This is a genomic window from Amycolatopsis sp. NPDC104863, assembly GCF_055582965.1.
Genome location: NZ_JBVJOW010000001.1, coordinates 1,658,964 through 1,673,425, shown reverse-complemented (window position 1 = coordinate 1,673,425; position 14,462 = coordinate 1,658,964). Strand labels below are relative to the sequence as shown.

The following is a 14,462-nucleotide window of genomic DNA, read 5'->3' as shown; positions in this document are numbered from 1 at the left end:
TCAGGGGGAGGAGAACGGGACGAGCAGCCCCGTGGGGGCGAACAGCGGATAGGTGACGAGCACGCCGCCGGCGGTCCGGACGACCGAGGACGGGCGGAACAGGTCGCGCTGGCCGGAGTAGAACTCGGTCGCGCCGTCTTCACCGCCGGTCAGCAATAGCCGGCGGCGGGGCTGCCCGGCGGGGTCTTCGCCGGGCACCTCGGGGAAGGCCGTGACGCGCACCGGCTGCAGCGCCGCGAGCGCGGCGATCGTCGCGATGAGCCGGGGGTCGACACGCCCGGCGCGCAGGACCGCGGCGGCGTCCGGGGCGAGGGTGATCCGGGCCGACGCCGCCAGCGCCTCACCCGCGTGGGCGCGGGCCGACGCTTCCGACGACGCGCCCGGGTCGGCCGGGGGCAGGCCCAGGCGTGAGACGGTGACCCGGCGCTCGCCGGCGCCGAAGACCGCGGTCGCGTCCGCGGTGCGGAGGGTGTCGTCGAGGGCGGGAAAGCGCTGTCGCAGGTCGGCGCCGTCGCCGGTGAAGACGGCCCACTCGGCGGGCGGGCAGGTGGCCGCGCACGCGGCGGGCGCGGCGAGCATGCCGGTCGGCCAGCCGGCCTTGGCGAGCTCGGCCCAGGCGCCGTCGTCGACCAGCAGCCGCGACCCGGATGCGTTGGCCCGCAACCAATCCTGCGCGGCGCCGAGTGCGCCGCTCCGGTCGGCGGCGGGGCGCAGCGACGGATAACCGTAAGCCCAGCCGGCCGCGACGACCAGCACGACGACCACCGCGCCGGGCACGATCCCGCGCGCCCGGCCGGTCTCCCACCGGTGCGCGGCGCCGCGCTGGCGGGTCAGGGCCTGGGCGACCCCGGCCAGCAGCAGCGGGGTCAGCGGCAGCAGCAGGGCGAGCACGGCGGTGTCGGGCACCCCGGGCACCGCCAGGGTCGCGGCGAGCAGCAGGCCGGACACCGCGAACGGGCGCAACGCCGTGACGGCTAGCGCGGCCACGAGCGCGACGACCGACAGCACGGCCCACGCCGGGTCGAGCGCGACCCAGTCGGCGACCGACGGACGGCCCGCGGCCGCGAGGTGCGGCCGGAGCGCGGCGGCCGCCGGGCCGAACGCCATGCCGAGGCCGAGGTTCAGCAGCACCGCCACCAGCGCCGCCCGGACCGGCGCGCGCCGCACCAGCAGCCAGCCGGCGGCGGGCAGGAAGAGCAGCGCCAGGGGCGAGGTGAGGACGGCGGCGAGCAGGCAGACCGCGGCCAGGACGTCGTGCCGGATCCGGGCGCCGGGCGTGGTGACCAGCACCAGCGCCCCCAGCGCCCACACCACCGCGAGGTGCTCGACGACGACGAGCCGCTGCAGGCCGAGCGCCAGCGGTGACGCCGCGACGAGCAGGACCGCGGCCGACGACGCCCAGCGCGTCAGGCCCAGCCGGCGCGCCAGGAACCACAGCAGCACGGTGCCGGTCACCGCCGCGACGAGCATCGTTTCGCGGACCGCGTCGAGCGCGGTGGCCGAGCGGCCGAACGCGTCCGTGACCATCGTGTACGCCGAGAGCTGCCACCAGCCGAACCGGCTCACCCCGGCGCCGCCGGCGTCGGTGAACGGCGTCAGGTGGCCGAGGGCGTAGGCGTGGGCGACGTTCGCGGCTTCCGCGGGCAGGGCCGGCGACGCGGCGGCGAGGTAGAGGACTCGCAGGCCACCCGCCAGCGCCAGCAGCGCGAGCACGATGTCGAGCGACAGCAGGCGGTGCGCGGCCGAAGGACGCGCGCCTGCCGGTTCGGGAAGCGTCGCGGGGGAGCGGCCCGAGAACGACATCCCCCAGCTGTGCTGGGCCATTGGACGGATCGTAGCCGCTCCCGATCACCCGTCCAGCTCGGGACGATTACGTCATCCGGACGGCCTAGAGATCCTCCTCGGTGATCCAAAACCCTTGTCCCGCATGATTATTTCCGACTGTCCGGAGTGGATCCGGAGAGTGTCCGGGTCAACGCGAGTGCGACCGTCCGGACGGCGGGGGCAACCCGTTCGGTGCGCATCCGGTTGGCCCAGCCCGAAATCGAGACGGCGGCGACCGCGACGCCCCGCGCGTCGAGCAGCGGGCTGGCCGCGCACACGACACCGACGCCGGATTCCTCACGTTCCAACGCGATCCCGTCTTCGCGGATCCGGGTCAGCTGACGGCGGAGCAGTCCGGGCGCGGTGATCGTCTTCGGGCTCATCCGGGGTAATCCGGCGTCGATCACCTGGTTCACCACGGATTCCGCGGAAAACGCGAGGATCGCCTTGCCGACGCCGGTGGCGTGCGCGGGGAACCGGCCGCCGATGCGCGACGGCAGCGTCGGCGCGTCCGGCCCGCGCAGCACGTCGAGGTAGACGACTTCGGTGCCTTCGAGGATCGCGAGATGCACGGTGTTGCGCGTCGCTCCGCGCAGATCGGCGAGGTACGGCCGGGCGGCCTCGACCAGACCACGGCGGGGGGAGGCCAGTTGGCCGATTTCGAACAGGCGCAGCCCGAGCCGCACCGCGCTGTCCTCACGCTCGAACAAGCCGGTCTCGACGAGGTGTCCCGTCAGCCGGTGCACCGTCGTCTTCGCCAGCCCGGTCCGGCGCGCCAGCTCGGAGACGCCGAGCACCTCGTCACCCGGCCGGAACGCTTCGAGCAACGCCGTGAGCCGGGCGGCGACAAGGCCGTCGCCGCCCGCGCCGTCGTTCCGGCCAGCGGTACGCATGGGTTGAGTGTGCCCGATCCGCCACGCGACTGTCAGCAGGTGGAGGTGAGGTCAGTGGTCGTCGGCGCCGAGCACGAGCTTGACGCAGTGCGCCACGAGCTGCTCGCGCGAGACCTTCAGCGAGCCGTCGAGGTAGGCGATGAAGACGTTGCTCAGCGCGCCCACCAGCCCGATGGCGACCATCCGGCGTTCGGTCTCGTCGCCGTGGGACAGCTGCTCGCCGACGAGCGCGGCGAACACCGGCATCAGGTGCAGGCCACGCCGGGTCAGCGCGGGGTCGGTCAGCGGCGCGAGCAGCAGGATCCGGCCCCGGCGCGGGTCGTCGACGATCAGCTCGACAAACGCGCGCACCGCGTGCTCGGCCCGCAGCGTGGGGTTCGGCGCGTCGCGCACGGCGTCGACGAGCGCCTGCCGGGCCTGCTCGGCGACGTGTTCGTAGACGGCGGCGACGAGCTCCTCGCGGTCGGTGAAGCTCTCGTAGAAGTAGCGCTCGGTGAGCTTCGCGTGCCGGCAGACCGCGCGGACGCTCGTCCCGGCCGAGCCCTCGGTGCCCAGCAGCTCGAGGCCGGCGGCGACGAGCTGCTCGCGGCGCAGCGCCTTGCGGTCGTCCAGCGTCGTGCCCGCCCACGTGCGGCCCGGCATGGCGGCTCCTCGGTTGACTACATGTGTTGTCAGATCCTAGCCTGACAACAGCCGTAGTCAGTTCCGACTCGACGAGGAGAGCCACGTATGGGCAGGGAAGCCCCCGAACCGCTCGGGCCCGACTCGCTGACCTGGAAGTACTTCGGCGACTGGCGCGGCCTGCTGATCGCGCTGTGGGCCGGGTCGATGCAGAACATGCACCCCGGCCTCGGCGCCGGCGTCGAGCAGCACTCGCGGTTCTTCGAAGAACGCTGGCAGCGGCTGTTCCGCTCGCTCTACCCGATCGGGGGAGTCGTCTACGACGGCCCGCGGGCACACGAGACGGCCCTCGAAGTCCGCGGCTACCACGACCGCATCAAGGGTGTCGACGCGAAGGGACGGCGGTACCACGCGCTGGACCCGGACACCTACTACTGGGCGCATTCGACGTTCTTCGTCAGCACGATACTCATCGCCGACCACTTCATGGGCGGCATCGGCGAGGCCGAAAAGCGGCGGCTGTTCGACGAGCACCTCACCTGGTGGCGGATGTACGACCTGACCATGCGGCCGGTCCCGGAGAGCTGGGAGGACTTCCAGCGCTACTGGAAGCACATGTGCGCCGAGGTCCTCGAGGACAACAAGGCCACCCGCGACGTCCTGGACCTGCGCGGGATCGCCAAACCGCCGTTCCTGCCGTGGCTGCCGGACCCGCTCTGGCGGCCGGTGAGCGCGCTGGTCGCCCGCAACTTCGTCTGGCTGACCACCGGGCTCTACGACCGCGAGGTCCGCGACCTGCTCGGCCTGCGCTGGTCCGACCGCGACGCGCGGCGCCACCGGCGCGTCGGCAAGCTGCTCAACGGCGTCTTCAAGCTCGTCCCGCACGACCGCCGCTACCACCCGCGGGCCCGCGCCGGCTGGCGGCGTGTGCGCGGCGAGGTGGCTCCGGACGCCGCCTTGGTCGAGACTCCACGCAGGAACCTGCCGCCGCTGTCCGAGCGCGGCAAACCCGAGCACTACGCGCCGAACGTCGAGTAGAAGCAGACACAGGAGGCATTCGTGAAGCTGGGATTCCACGTCGGGTACTGGGGCAGCGGCCCGACCCCGGGCGCGCTGGAGGCCGTGGTCAGGGCCGAGGAGCTCGGCTTCGACTCGGTGTGGACGGCGGAGGCGTACGGCTCGGACGCGTTCACGCCCCTGGCGTGGTACGGCGCCTCGACCAGCCGGATCCGGCTCGGCACCAACATCGTCCAGATGGCCGCGCGCACCCCGACCGCGACGGCGATGAGCGCGATGACCCTCGACCACCTCTCCGGCGGCCGGATGGTGCTCGGGCTCGGCGCGTCCGGCCCGCAGGTCGTCGAAGGCTGGTACGGCCAGCCGTACCCGAAGCCCCTGGCGCGGACCCGGGAGTACGTGGACATCGTCCGGCAGGTGATCGCCCGCGAAGCGCCGGTGACCCTCGACGGCCAGCACTTCCAGCTGCCGTTCAAGGGCGGCGCGGGCCTCGGGAAGCCGTTGAAGCCGACGGTCCACCCGCTGCGCAAGGACATCCCGATCCACCTGGCCGCGGAGGGTCCGAAGAACGTCGCGCTCGCCGCCGAGATCGGCGACGGCTGGCTGCCGCTGTTCTTCTCGCCCAAGAGCAACGCCTTCTACAAGACGGCGCTGGAAGAGGGCTTCGCGCGCTCGGGGGCGCGACACACGCTGGAGACGTTCGAGGTGCCGTGCTCGGTCCCGGTGCTCGTCCACGACGACGTCGAGGAGGCGGCTTCGTGGATCAAGCCGTCGCTGGCGCTCTACATCGGCGGGATGGGCGCGAAGAGCGTCAACTTCCACCACGACGTCTTCGCCCGGCTGGGGTACGAGGACGTGGCGGACAAGGTGCAGGAGCTGTACCTGGCGGGCCGCAAGGACGAGGCGACCGCGGCGATCCCGACGTCGCTGGTGGAGGACACGTCGCTGATCGGCCCGGCGGCGAAGATCCGGGACGAGCTGCAGGCGTGGGAAGAAACCGTCGTCACGCAGCTGCTCCTGCGCGGAGACGCCGCGACGCTCACGAAGATCGCCGACGCGCTGGGCTGACCCGGCATTTTTGCCGGGTTGCCCGGCCGGCGGGGCTCCCGTACGGTCCCCGACTAACGCGAAAGTCGTTCACGTTAGTCGGGAGACCGTATGCGGGTGAGTCGTCGTACCGTCCTGGCCGGAGCCACCGCGCTCCCGTTCGCCGCCGCGCTCGGCGGGAGAACCGCCGAAGCGGCCACGCCGCTCCGGGTGGGCGTCGGGATCGGCGACGTCACCGGGCCCGCCGCCGAGAACGGCATGATGGGCTACTCCATGCCGCAGCAGCAGACCGCCGGCATCCACCTGCGCACGCGGGCCCGCGCCTACATCGTCGACGACGGCGTGAAGCGGATCGTCTTCGTGACCGCCGAGCTGGGTGCGCTGTTCCAGTCCGTGCACCAAGGCGTGCTGCGGGAGCTCGTCCGGAAGTACGGCGACCGCTACACCGAGCAGAACGTCCTGCTCAACGCCACCCACACGCACTCGGCCTGCGGCGGCGACTCGCACTACGCCGCCTACGACCTCTCGATCCTCGGCTTCCAGCAGCAGACCTACGACGCCGTCGTCGCCGGGATCGTCGAGGCCATCAGCCGGGCCCACGACAACCTCAAGCCCGGCGAGCTCGCCCTCGGCCGCACCGAGCTGACCGAGGCCAGCGCCAACCGGTCCCGGGTCGCCTTCGAGCTCAACCCCGACAAGGACCACTTCCCGCTCTCGATCGACCCTGCGGTCACCGTGCTGCGGTTCCGCCAAGGCGGGCAGGACGTCGGCGCGATCACCTGGTTCGCCACCCACGGCACGTCGATGAGCAACGGCAACCACCTGATCAGCAGCGACAACAAGGGCTACGCCGCCTACGCGTGGGAGCACGACCACGCCGGCGTCCGCTACCTCGACGGCCCGCCCGGGTTCGTCGCCGCCTTCGCCCAGACCAACTCCGGCGACATGACGCCGAACCTGAACCTCAAGCCCGGCACGCCCGAGACGGAGTTCCAGAACACCCAGCGCATCGGCGAACTGCAGTTCCAGGCGGCGAAACGCGCGTTCGACGCGGCGACCGAAACGATCACCGGCGGGGTCGACTACCGGCTGACGTACGTCGACATGGCGGGCGTCGACGTCGACCCGAAGTACACCCCGGACGGCCGCGCCCACCGGACGTGCACCGCCGCGATCGGCGTCTCGATGCTGGCCGGCAGCACCGAAGACGGCCCGGGCCTGCCGCTGCCCGAAGGCGTCAAGAACCCGTTCATCGACTGGCTCGGCGGCATCAACGCGCCGATCCCGCAGGCCCTGGCCGACGCGCAGGCGCCGAAGGTCGTCGCGGTGCCGTTCGGCGCGATGAAGCCGTACCCGTGGGCGCCGGAGGTGCTGCCGCTGCAGATCGTCCGGATCGGGCAGCTGCACCTGGTCGCCGGGCCCGCGGAGTACACGATCGTCGCCGGGCTGCGGATCCGGAAGACCGTCGCCGAGGCGCTGGGCGTGCCGCTCGAGAACGTCCTGATGCAGGGCTACTCCAACGCCTACAGCCAGTACGTCACGACGCCGGAGGAGTACGACTCGCAGCAGTACGAAGGCGCGTCGACGCTCTTCGGCCGCTACACCCTGCCTGCGTACCAGCAGGAGTTCGGGAAGCTCGCCGCGGCGATGAAGGCGGGGACTTCGGTGCCGCACGGGCCGGTCCCGCGTGACCTCCGCGGCAAGCTCGTCAACTTCCAGCCCGGCGTCGTGTTCGACAGCGCGCCGCTGCTGAAGAGCTTCGGCGACGTCGTCACCGACGCGAAGAGCAGCTACCGGCGGGGTGAGCAGGTGTCGGTCGCGTTCGTGACCGGCCACCCGAAGAACGACCTGCGCCGCGACGGCACGTTCCTGGAGGTCCAGCAGTACGTCGACGGCCGCTGGGTGCGGTACGCCGACGACGGTGACTGGGCCACGAAGTTCCGCTGGACCCGGACATTCGTGAGCGAGTCCCGCGCCGAGGTCACCTGGGACATCCCGGACAACACCCCGGTCGGGAAGTACCGCGTTGTCCACTTCGGAGCGTGGAAACACGGTCTCACCGGCGCCATCGCCCAGCTCAGCGGGACCTCCCGCGCCTTCGTCGTCTCCTGAAAGGACCTCGCGTGCGCAGGACCGCCATTCTCGCCGCTCTCGTCACCGCGCTGACCACCTTCGCGGCCCCGGCTCAGGCCGCGGACGCGTCGGTGAGCGTGCTCAGCTTCAACCTCTGGCAGCTGCCGTGGATCGCCAACCCGAACACCTCCGACAAGGAAGCCCGGGCCCGCGCGGCGGAGAGCGTGATCCGGACCCAGAACACCGACGTCGTCGTCCTCGAAGAGGCCTTCAGCGCCCAGGCCGAGGACCTGCGCGACCGGCTCGTCGACGCCTACCCGTTCCAGACCCCGCTGGTCGGGCAGTCCTGCTCGACGTCGCCGGGCTGGACGTCGGTGAGCGGCAACTGCTCGAACTCGCCGATCGTCGTCAACGGCGGTGTCACCGTGCTGAGCAAGTACCCGATCACGGAGAAACACCAGCTCGTCTACCGCGCCTCCTACTCCGGCACGGCCGACTACCTGTCCAACAAGGGCGCCGCGCTGGTGCGGATCTTCGCCCACGGCAAGGCGCTCTGGCTGGCCGGCACGCACCTTCAGGCCGACGAAGGACCCGAGACGCTCCCGAAGGCGCACGACACCCGCATGGCCCAGCTTGGCGAGCTGCGCGCGCTCACCGCCGCCCGCGTCCCGGCGGGCGACGCGGTGGCCGTCGCCGGTGACCTCAACATCGAGTACTGGGCCGGGCAGGACCGTCGTGACGCGGCCGGCCGCACGCAGGCCGAGCAGGGCGCGGCGGTGCTCGGCGGCACACTGCGGACGACCGGGCCGGGGGAGTACACCTTCGACGCCGTCACGAACCCGGCCGCGGCGAAGTCCGTCCCCGCGTCCTACCGCGACTCGCTGGACTACGTCGGCTCGCTGCGACGCGCCGAGGTCGGCCCGGTACGGCTGGTGCATTACGACGGTGGCACGATTCCCTCCGACCACTACCCGGTGCGGGCCGAGATCCACTACTGATCGCCTCAGTGTTGAATGTCGGGATCCGCTTTGCGAGGAGGACCATGGCGACGCTGTCCGGCCGGACGAGGTTCCGCTATTCGCTCGGCTCGTTCGTCACCGGGTCCTTCGGCACGGTCCCCGGCCTGGTGCTGGTGAAGTACCTGACCGACACGATGGCCGTGCCCGCGGGCTGGGCCGCGGCGATCGTGTTCGTGCCCAAGGCCTGGGACGTGCTGTTCAACCCGATCGCGGGCCGGCTGTCCGACGCCGACCTGATCAAGACCGGCAGCCGGCGGCGCTTCCTGCTCGTCGGCGGCATCGGCGTCGCCATCCTGTTCGCGGCGATGTTCGCGCACCCCGGCTTCGGGAGCCCGCTGCCGGACGCGCTGTACGTGGCGATCACGTTCGCGCTCTGCGCCACGGCGTACGCGCTGTTCCAGGTGCCGTTCAACGCGCTGCCCGCCGAGCTGACCGAGTCGGCGACCGAGCGCACGAAGCTCACCAGCGTCCGCATCGGCGTGCTGGCCGTGACGATCCTGATCTGCGGTGGCGGCGCCCCGGCGATCACCTCCGCGATCGAGGGTGTCGCCGGCTACCGCGTGATGGCCGTGGTGATCGGGCTGATCGTGCTGGCCGCGACGCTGCTGGTGTACTTCGGGCTCAAGGGCGCGCCGGTCGGCTCGCTGCGGCCGAACACCGTGAACCTCAAGGAGCTCGTCCGCACGCTCGCCGGCTGGCGGCCGTTCCGGTGGCTGCTCGGCACGTACTTCATCCAGGCGCTGGGCATCGGCACGGTGCTCGCCGCGATCCCGTTCTTCGCGCAGCGCATCCTCGGCGACGACAAGTACGGCACCATCCTGTTCGTCATCTTCGTCGGCCCGGCGCTGGTCACCATGCCGCTGTGGCCGCGGCTGGGCGACCGGGTCGGCAAGCTGAACGGCTTCCGCCTGGCGACCGCGGCGTTCGCGGTCGGCCTGCTCGGGCTCGTGTTTGCGCAGGAGATCCCGCTGGCCCTCACGTTCCTCTTCGTGGCGCTGTGCGGCGTCGGGTACGCGGGGATCTCGGTGTTCCCGCTGGCGATCCTGCCCGACCTGATCACGGCCGAGGAGGAGCGCACCGGCGAGACGCGCGCCGGGATCGCGGCCGGCGTGTGGACCGCGGGGGAGACGCTCGGCCTGGCCTTCGGCGGCGGGCTGTGGGCGCTCATCCTCGCGTTCGGCGGGTACGTGTCCAGCACCGACGCGACGGCGGCCCAGCCGCACAGCGCGATCGTGGCGATCCTCGTCGGGGCGTCGGTCGTCCCGGGGGTGCTCATCGCGCTGGCCCTGCCGCTGCTGCGGCGGAAGGTCCTGGAGCCGCGCCATGAACCCGCCTGAGGACGTCCTCGCGACGCTGCGGGAGCTGCGCGCCGGTGACCTGCCGACGCACGGCGGCCGGACTTTGGCGTACGTCTACGACAGCGGGCTGTCCGAAGTGGACTCCCTCGGCGCGGCGGCGCACGCGCTGGCGTCGTCGGCGAACGGCCTCGACCCGACGGCGTTCCCGAGCCTGCTGAAGCTGGAGAACGACCTCGTCGCCGAAGCCGCCGCGTTGCTCGGTGACGTGCCGGGCGTCGTCGGCTCGGTGACCTCGGGCGGCACCGAGTCGTGCCTGCTGGCGGTCTTGGCCGCCCGGGACGCGAACCCTTCGATCCCGGCGCCGTCCATCGTCCTGCCGACCACCGCGCACGCGGCGTTCCACAAGGCGGCGCACCTGTTCGGGCTGCGGCGGATCGACGTCCCGGTCGATCCGGTGACGTTCCGCGCGGACCCGGCGGCGATGGCGGCGGCGATCGACGACTCGACGGTCCTGGTGGTGGCGAGCGCGCCGTCGTACGCGCACGGCGTCCTCGACCCGATCCCCGAGATCGCGGGGGCGACGGCTGCCCGCGGCGTCCGGATGCACGTCGACGCGTGCATCGGCGGCTGGGTGCTGCCGTACTTCGCGCGGCTCGGGGCCGACGTCGCGCCGTTCGACTTCCGGGTGCCCGGGGTCACGAGCATCTCCGTGGACCTGCACAAGTACGCGTACTGCCCGAAGGGGACGTCGGTGCTGCTGCACGCGTCGGCGGAGCTGCGGCGCTCGCACTACTTCGCGAGCGCGGGGTGGCCGGGGTACACGATGCTGAACACGACGATCCAGAGCACCCGCTCGGGTGGTCCGCTGGCGGCCGCGTGGGCGGTGGTGCGTCACCTCGGCTCGGAGGGTTACCTGGCGTTGGCCGCATCAACGCGGGAAGCGGTTTCCCGGATCCGCGCGGGCATCACGGAGCTGCCGGGCCTGCGGATCCTCGGCGACCCGGTGTCGACGCTGATCGCGTTCACCGGCGACGACGGGTTCGACCTGTTCACCGTGGCCGACGAGATGAAGGCGCGCGGCTGGTACGTCCAGCCGCAGTTCGCTCATCTGTCGTCGCCGGTGAACCTGCACCTCACGGTGACCGCGGCCAACCACGGCAGCGAGAAGGAGTTCCTGGCTGACTTGGCCGCTTCGGTCGACGCGGCCCGCTCGTCGGGTCCGGTGGTGGTCGACCCGGCGGTGGCGGAGTTCGTCGCGGCGCTGGACCCGGCGACGCTGACGTCGGAGCAGTTCGCAGGCTTGCTGGCGGCGGCGGGTCTGGGTGGCGCGTCGGGCTTGCCGGAGCGGATGGCGCCGATCAACGCGCTCCTCGCAACGGCGCCGGGGCCGTTGCGGGAGCGGCTGTTGCTGGAGTTCCTGGGCGCGCTCTACACGCCATGAACGGGTGCTGACCAGCCCACCCGGATCCACCACTCCCGAGCGTCTATTGGTTCCGCGAAGCCAGCCCGTCCGGCGCCGACTTGACGGCGGCGTGGATCGCGTCCGCCAGCGCGAGCGCGTCCTCCTCCGTCAGCTCCAGCGCGACGCGCGCCGAAGCGCCCATTCCCGGGTTGCGGAAGTCGATGTTCACCGTGTGCGCGTACGGCGCGTGGACCGGGTGGTCGACGTACACGGTGCCCTCGTTGAGGCGGAACCAGCCGCGGGCGCCCTTGCCGCTGCCTTCGAGCTCGAACTTCTCGGTCAGGTAGGTGCACATGGCGAGTCCTCTCAGGCGCTGAGCGTGCGGGAGTAGAAGTCGAGGATGCGTTCCCAGCCGTCCTTCGCGGCCTCGGGGCGGTAGCTCGGGCGGTCGACGGCGAAGAACGCGTGGCCCGCGCCGGCGTAAGTGTGGAACTCGTGCTCCTTGCCCAGCTTCTCCAGCTCCGCCGCGAGCACCGCGACCTCGTCCGGGCTGGGGAACTGGTCGTCCGCGCCGAAGATGCCCAGCAGCGGGCACGACAGCTGCGGCGCCAGGCCCAGCAGCGGCTTCATCTGCTTCATGGCCTCGGGCGGGTCGGCGACGACAAACGCGCCGTAGCAGTCGACCGCCGCGTCGATGTCGAGCGAACAGCCGGAGAGGAACGCCTGACGCCCGCCCGAGCAGTGCCCGATGACCCCGACCCGGCCGTTCGCGTCTTCGAGCCCGCGAAGGTACTCGACCGCGCCCTTGACGTCGCCGACGAGCCGGTCGTCCGGGACGCCGCCGGCCGCGCGGACCGTCGCGGCCGCGTCGTCCGGGTCCGCGCCCGGGGCTTCGCGGGTGTAGAGGTTCGGGCAGAGCGCGTTGTACCCCTCGACGGCGAAGCGGCGCACCATCTCCTTGGTCGAGGCGTCGTAGCCGGGCATGTGGTGGATCACCACCACGCTGCCGCGCGGGCCCGGGCCGGTCGGCTTGGCCCGGTAGGCCTCGAGCTCGTCCCCGCCGTGGCCGGTGATGGTGACGGTCCCGGCGACGATCTCGTCAATCATCAATTCTCCTTCGATCCCTCGGGAGTGTGGAAGTAACGCGCGCCGCGGGAGGCGGATGCCACCGCGGCGACCACGGCCATCACCGCGGCCGCGGTGAACACGACCACCAGGCCGTGGTGGAACGGGCCGGAGACCAGCTGCGGGAAGAACTCGCCCCCGGTCAGCGTGGCCCGGTCGGCGGGGGAGAGTCCGGAAAGGACACCCGGGCCGAGCAGGTGCCCGACCGGGTTGCTGCCGAGGAACGCCGCGAACAGCGTGCTCACCGGCGGTAGCTGGGCGACGCCGTCGGCGACCCCGGCCGGGACGCCGTGGGCCTGCAGGCCGCTGGTGAGCGTCTGCGGCAGCGAGGACGCCAGCCCGGCGATCATCAGCGAGAAGAACACGCCGATCGACAACGACGTCCCGGAGTTCTGGAACGTCGCCCGCATGCCGGAGGCGACCCCGCGCTGTTCGGTCGGCACGCTGCTCATGATGGCCGACGTGTTGGGCGCGGAGAACATGCCCTGGCCGATCCCGCTGACCACGAGCAGGGCGGCGAACACCGGGTACGGGAAGTCCACCGGCAGCGCGAGCAGGCCGAGGAACGCCGCCGCGACCAGCAGCAGCCCGCCGGTGGAGAACAGCCGGGCGCCGAAGCGGTCGGAGAGGTACCCGGAGATCGGCCCGGCGATGAGGAAGCCCACCGTCAGCGGCAGCATGTAGACGCCCGCCCAGAGCGGCGTCCGCTCGTAGTCGTAGCCGTGCAGGGGCAGCCAGATCCCCTGCAGCCAGATGATGAGCATGAACTGCATGCCACCCCGGGCGACCGAGGTCAGCAACGCGGCGATGTTGCCCGCGGCGAACGCACGGATCTTGAACAGGGAAAGCTGGAACATCGGCGCGGCGACGCGGGTTTCGATGACGCCGAACAGCAGGAGCAGCAGCACCCCGGCGCCGATGCCGCCGAGCACCCACGGGCTGCCCCAGCCGGTCGCGGCGCCGCCGTAGGGCTGGATGCCGTAGGTGATCGCGGCGAGCAGCACGGCGGTTCCCGCCGCGAAGGTGATGTTGCCGCCCCAGTCGACCTTCGCCCGCTTCGGCGTGCCGACTTCACGCAGGCTGCGGATCGACCAGATCGTGCCGAGCAGCCCGAACGGGACGCTCACCCAGAACACCGCGCGCCAGTCGATCTCGGCGAGCAGCCCGCCGACGACCAGGCCGAGGAACTGCCCGGCCAGCGCGGTGATCTGGTTGACCCCCAGTGCCATCCCGCGTTGTTCGGTGGGGAAGGCGTCGGTCAGGATCGCGGCCGAGTTCGCCGTGAGCATCGACCCGCCGACGGCCTGCACGACCCGCCAGCCGATCAGCCACAACGCGCCGCCGCCGGCGTGGAACGGGTCGAACGACAAGGCCACCGAAGCGACGCTGAAGACGACGAAGCCGAGGTTGTACATCTTGACCCGGCCGAACATGTCGCCGAGCCGCCCGAGCGTCACCACCAGCACGGCCTGCACCAGCAGGTAACCGAGAATCATCCAGAGCAGGTAGCCGATGTTGCCCGGGGCCAGCGGGTCGAGGCCGATGCCGCGGAAGATCGCCGGCAGCGAGATGATGACGATGGAGCCGTCGAGCGCCGACATCAGGACACCGAGCGTAGTGTTCGACAGCGCGACCCATTTGTACCGGCCGGGGGTTTCGGTGACGGTCACAGCTCGTCCGCCAGCCGCTCGATCAGCGGGACGGCCGCGGCCAGCCTGCGCTGTTCGGCCGGGGTGAACTTCTCCGCCAGCGCGGTCGCCATCTTCTCGGTGGTCCGCGAGCGCCGGTCGGTCAGCAGCTGGACCCCCGCGTCGGTGACCGACATCAGCACCTTGCGCCCGTCGGAGTCGTCCTTGTGCCGTTCGACCAGTCCGCGGTCGACCAGCCCGGCCAGGGTGACCCCCATGGCCTGCGGTTTCACCCGTTCGAGGTCGGCCAGGCAGCCCGGCGTGGCCGGTCCCTCCCGGTCGAGCCGGGACAGCACCGAGCGCTCGGGCAGGGTGAGCTCGCCGACGACGTACCCCTGGCGCAGCCGCCGGACCAGCCGGCCGAGAGCGACGCGCAGGTCGGTGCTCACCTGGAGCAGCTCCTCATCCGTCACGATCGTCAACCTAGACTGATAAACCTGGGTTGATCAACTCGG

Annotated in this window: 13 protein-coding genes; 6 read left to right on the top strand and 7 right to left on the bottom strand. The window is 71.7% G+C overall.

The features are described 5' to 3' along the window. From ACZ63J_RS07490 to ACZ63J_RS07480, 3 genes are all read right to left on the bottom strand, one after another. Positions 1 to 1,824, bottom strand: a complete 1,824-nt coding sequence (locus tag ACZ63J_RS07490; RefSeq protein WP_465398495.1) for a glycosyl transferase — start codon at positions 1,822 to 1,824, stop codon at positions 1 to 3. Positions 1,825 to 1,931: 107 nt separating this feature from the next. After that, positions 1,932 to 2,717, bottom strand: coding sequence for an IclR family transcriptional regulator (locus ACZ63J_RS07485; protein WP_465398494.1), 786 nt, complete (start codon positions 2,715 to 2,717; stop codon positions 1,932 to 1,934). A 51-nt stretch (positions 2,718 to 2,768) separates the two neighbouring features. Further along, entirely contained in the window at positions 2,769 to 3,359 is a 591-nt protein-coding gene (locus tag ACZ63J_RS07480) for a TetR/AcrR family transcriptional regulator (RefSeq protein ID WP_465398493.1), read from the bottom strand. Between the two features lie 87 nt (positions 3,360 to 3,446). Between ACZ63J_RS07480 and ACZ63J_RS07475 the strand changes: the two genes are divergently transcribed. The 6 genes from ACZ63J_RS07475 (at position 3,447) to ACZ63J_RS07450 (ending at position 11,233) form a co-directional block, all read left to right on the top strand. After that, a complete protein-coding gene (locus tag ACZ63J_RS07475) occupies positions 3,447 to 4,376 on the top strand; it encodes an oxygenase MpaB family protein (protein ID WP_465398492.1) in 930 nt (309 codons plus the stop codon). A 21-nt stretch (positions 4,377 to 4,397) separates the two neighbouring features. Then, the gene (locus ACZ63J_RS07470) at positions 4,398 to 5,423 is read left to right on the top strand and encodes an LLM class F420-dependent oxidoreductase (protein WP_465398491.1); all 1,026 of its coding nucleotides are present in this window, start codon (positions 4,398 to 4,400) and stop codon (positions 5,421 to 5,423) included. 90 nt (positions 5,424 to 5,513) lie between these two features. Beyond that, positions 5,514 to 7,514, top strand: a complete 2,001-nt coding sequence (locus ACZ63J_RS07465; RefSeq protein ID WP_465398490.1) for a neutral/alkaline ceramidase — start codon at positions 5,514 to 5,516, stop codon at positions 7,512 to 7,514. Positions 7,515 to 7,525: 11 nt separating this feature from the next. Continuing rightward, a complete protein-coding gene (locus ACZ63J_RS07460) occupies positions 7,526 to 8,473 on the top strand; it encodes a sphingomyelin phosphodiesterase (protein ID WP_465398489.1) in 948 nt (315 codons plus the stop codon). 44 nt (positions 8,474 to 8,517) lie between these two features. Further along, positions 8,518 to 9,831 carry an MFS transporter gene (locus ACZ63J_RS07455; protein WP_465398488.1) on the top strand — a complete coding sequence of 438 codons (1,314 nt, stop codon included), beginning with the start codon at positions 8,518 to 8,520 and terminating at the stop codon, positions 9,829 to 9,831. Beyond that, positions 9,818 to 11,233, top strand: coding sequence for a pyridoxal phosphate-dependent decarboxylase family protein (locus tag ACZ63J_RS07450; RefSeq protein WP_465398487.1), 1,416 nt, complete (start codon positions 9,818 to 9,820; stop codon positions 11,231 to 11,233). Before ACZ63J_RS07455 ends, ACZ63J_RS07450 begins: the two co-directional genes overlap by 14 nt. Positions 11,234 to 11,276: 43 nt before the next feature. Here ACZ63J_RS07450 and ACZ63J_RS07445 read toward each other — a convergent pair whose 3' ends face one another. From ACZ63J_RS07445 to ACZ63J_RS07430, 4 genes are read right to left on the bottom strand one after another with little or no spacing between them, the layout of a single operon-like run. Further along, positions 11,277 to 11,549, bottom strand: a complete 273-nt coding sequence (locus tag ACZ63J_RS07445) for a DUF6295 family protein (protein WP_465339724.1) — start codon at positions 11,547 to 11,549, stop codon at positions 11,277 to 11,279. Positions 11,550 to 11,560: 11 nt separating this feature from the next. Then, on the bottom strand, positions 11,561 to 12,301 hold the full coding sequence (locus ACZ63J_RS07440; RefSeq protein ID WP_465398486.1) for a dienelactone hydrolase family protein: 741 nt from the start codon (positions 12,299 to 12,301) through the stop codon (positions 11,561 to 11,563). Beyond that, positions 12,301 to 13,989 (bottom strand): MFS transporter, encoded by a 1,689-nt coding sequence (locus tag ACZ63J_RS07435; RefSeq protein ID WP_465398485.1) that lies wholly within the window; start codon positions 13,987 to 13,989, stop codon positions 12,301 to 12,303. Before ACZ63J_RS07435 ends, ACZ63J_RS07440 begins: the two co-directional genes overlap by 1 nt. After that, complete coding sequence (locus tag ACZ63J_RS07430) at positions 13,986 to 14,420, bottom strand: MarR family winged helix-turn-helix transcriptional regulator (RefSeq protein ID WP_465398484.1); 435 nt, start codon at positions 14,418 to 14,420, stop codon at positions 13,986 to 13,988. The genes ACZ63J_RS07435 and ACZ63J_RS07430 overlap by 4 nt, the downstream gene beginning before the upstream one ends. Between the last annotated feature and the right edge of the window lie 42 nt (positions 14,421 to 14,462).

What these genes read in the sequence shown, in the direction of transcription:
- ACZ63J_RS07490 (WP_465398495.1), bottom strand. Translation starts at nt 1,824, where the DNA reads ATGGCCCAGCACAGCTGGGGGATGTCGTTCTCGGGCCGCTCCCCCGCG.
- ACZ63J_RS07485 (WP_465398494.1), bottom strand. Translation starts at nt 2,717, where the DNA reads ATGCGTACCGCTGGCCGGAACGACGGCGCGGGCGGCGACGGCCTTGTC.
- ACZ63J_RS07480 (WP_465398493.1), bottom strand. Translation starts at nt 3,359, where the DNA reads ATGCCGGGCCGCACGTGGGCGGGCACGACGCTGGACGACCGCAAGGCG.
- ACZ63J_RS07475 (WP_465398492.1), top strand. Translation starts at nt 3,447, where the DNA reads ATGGGCAGGGAAGCCCCCGAACCGCTCGGGCCCGACTCGCTGACCTGG.
- ACZ63J_RS07465 (WP_465398490.1), top strand. Translation starts at nt 5,514, where the DNA reads ATGCGGGTGAGTCGTCGTACCGTCCTGGCCGGAGCCACCGCGCTCCCG.
- ACZ63J_RS07455 (WP_465398488.1), top strand. Translation starts at nt 8,518, where the DNA reads ATGGCGACGCTGTCCGGCCGGACGAGGTTCCGCTATTCGCTCGGCTCG.
- ACZ63J_RS07450 (WP_465398487.1), top strand. Translation starts at nt 9,818, where the DNA reads ATGAACCCGCCTGAGGACGTCCTCGCGACGCTGCGGGAGCTGCGCGCC.
- ACZ63J_RS07445 (WP_465339724.1), bottom strand. Translation starts at nt 11,549, where the DNA reads ATGTGCACCTACCTGACCGAGAAGTTCGAGCTCGAAGGCAGCGGCAAG.
- ACZ63J_RS07440 (WP_465398486.1), bottom strand. Translation starts at nt 12,301, where the DNA reads ATGATTGACGAGATCGTCGCCGGGACCGTCACCATCACCGGCCACGGC.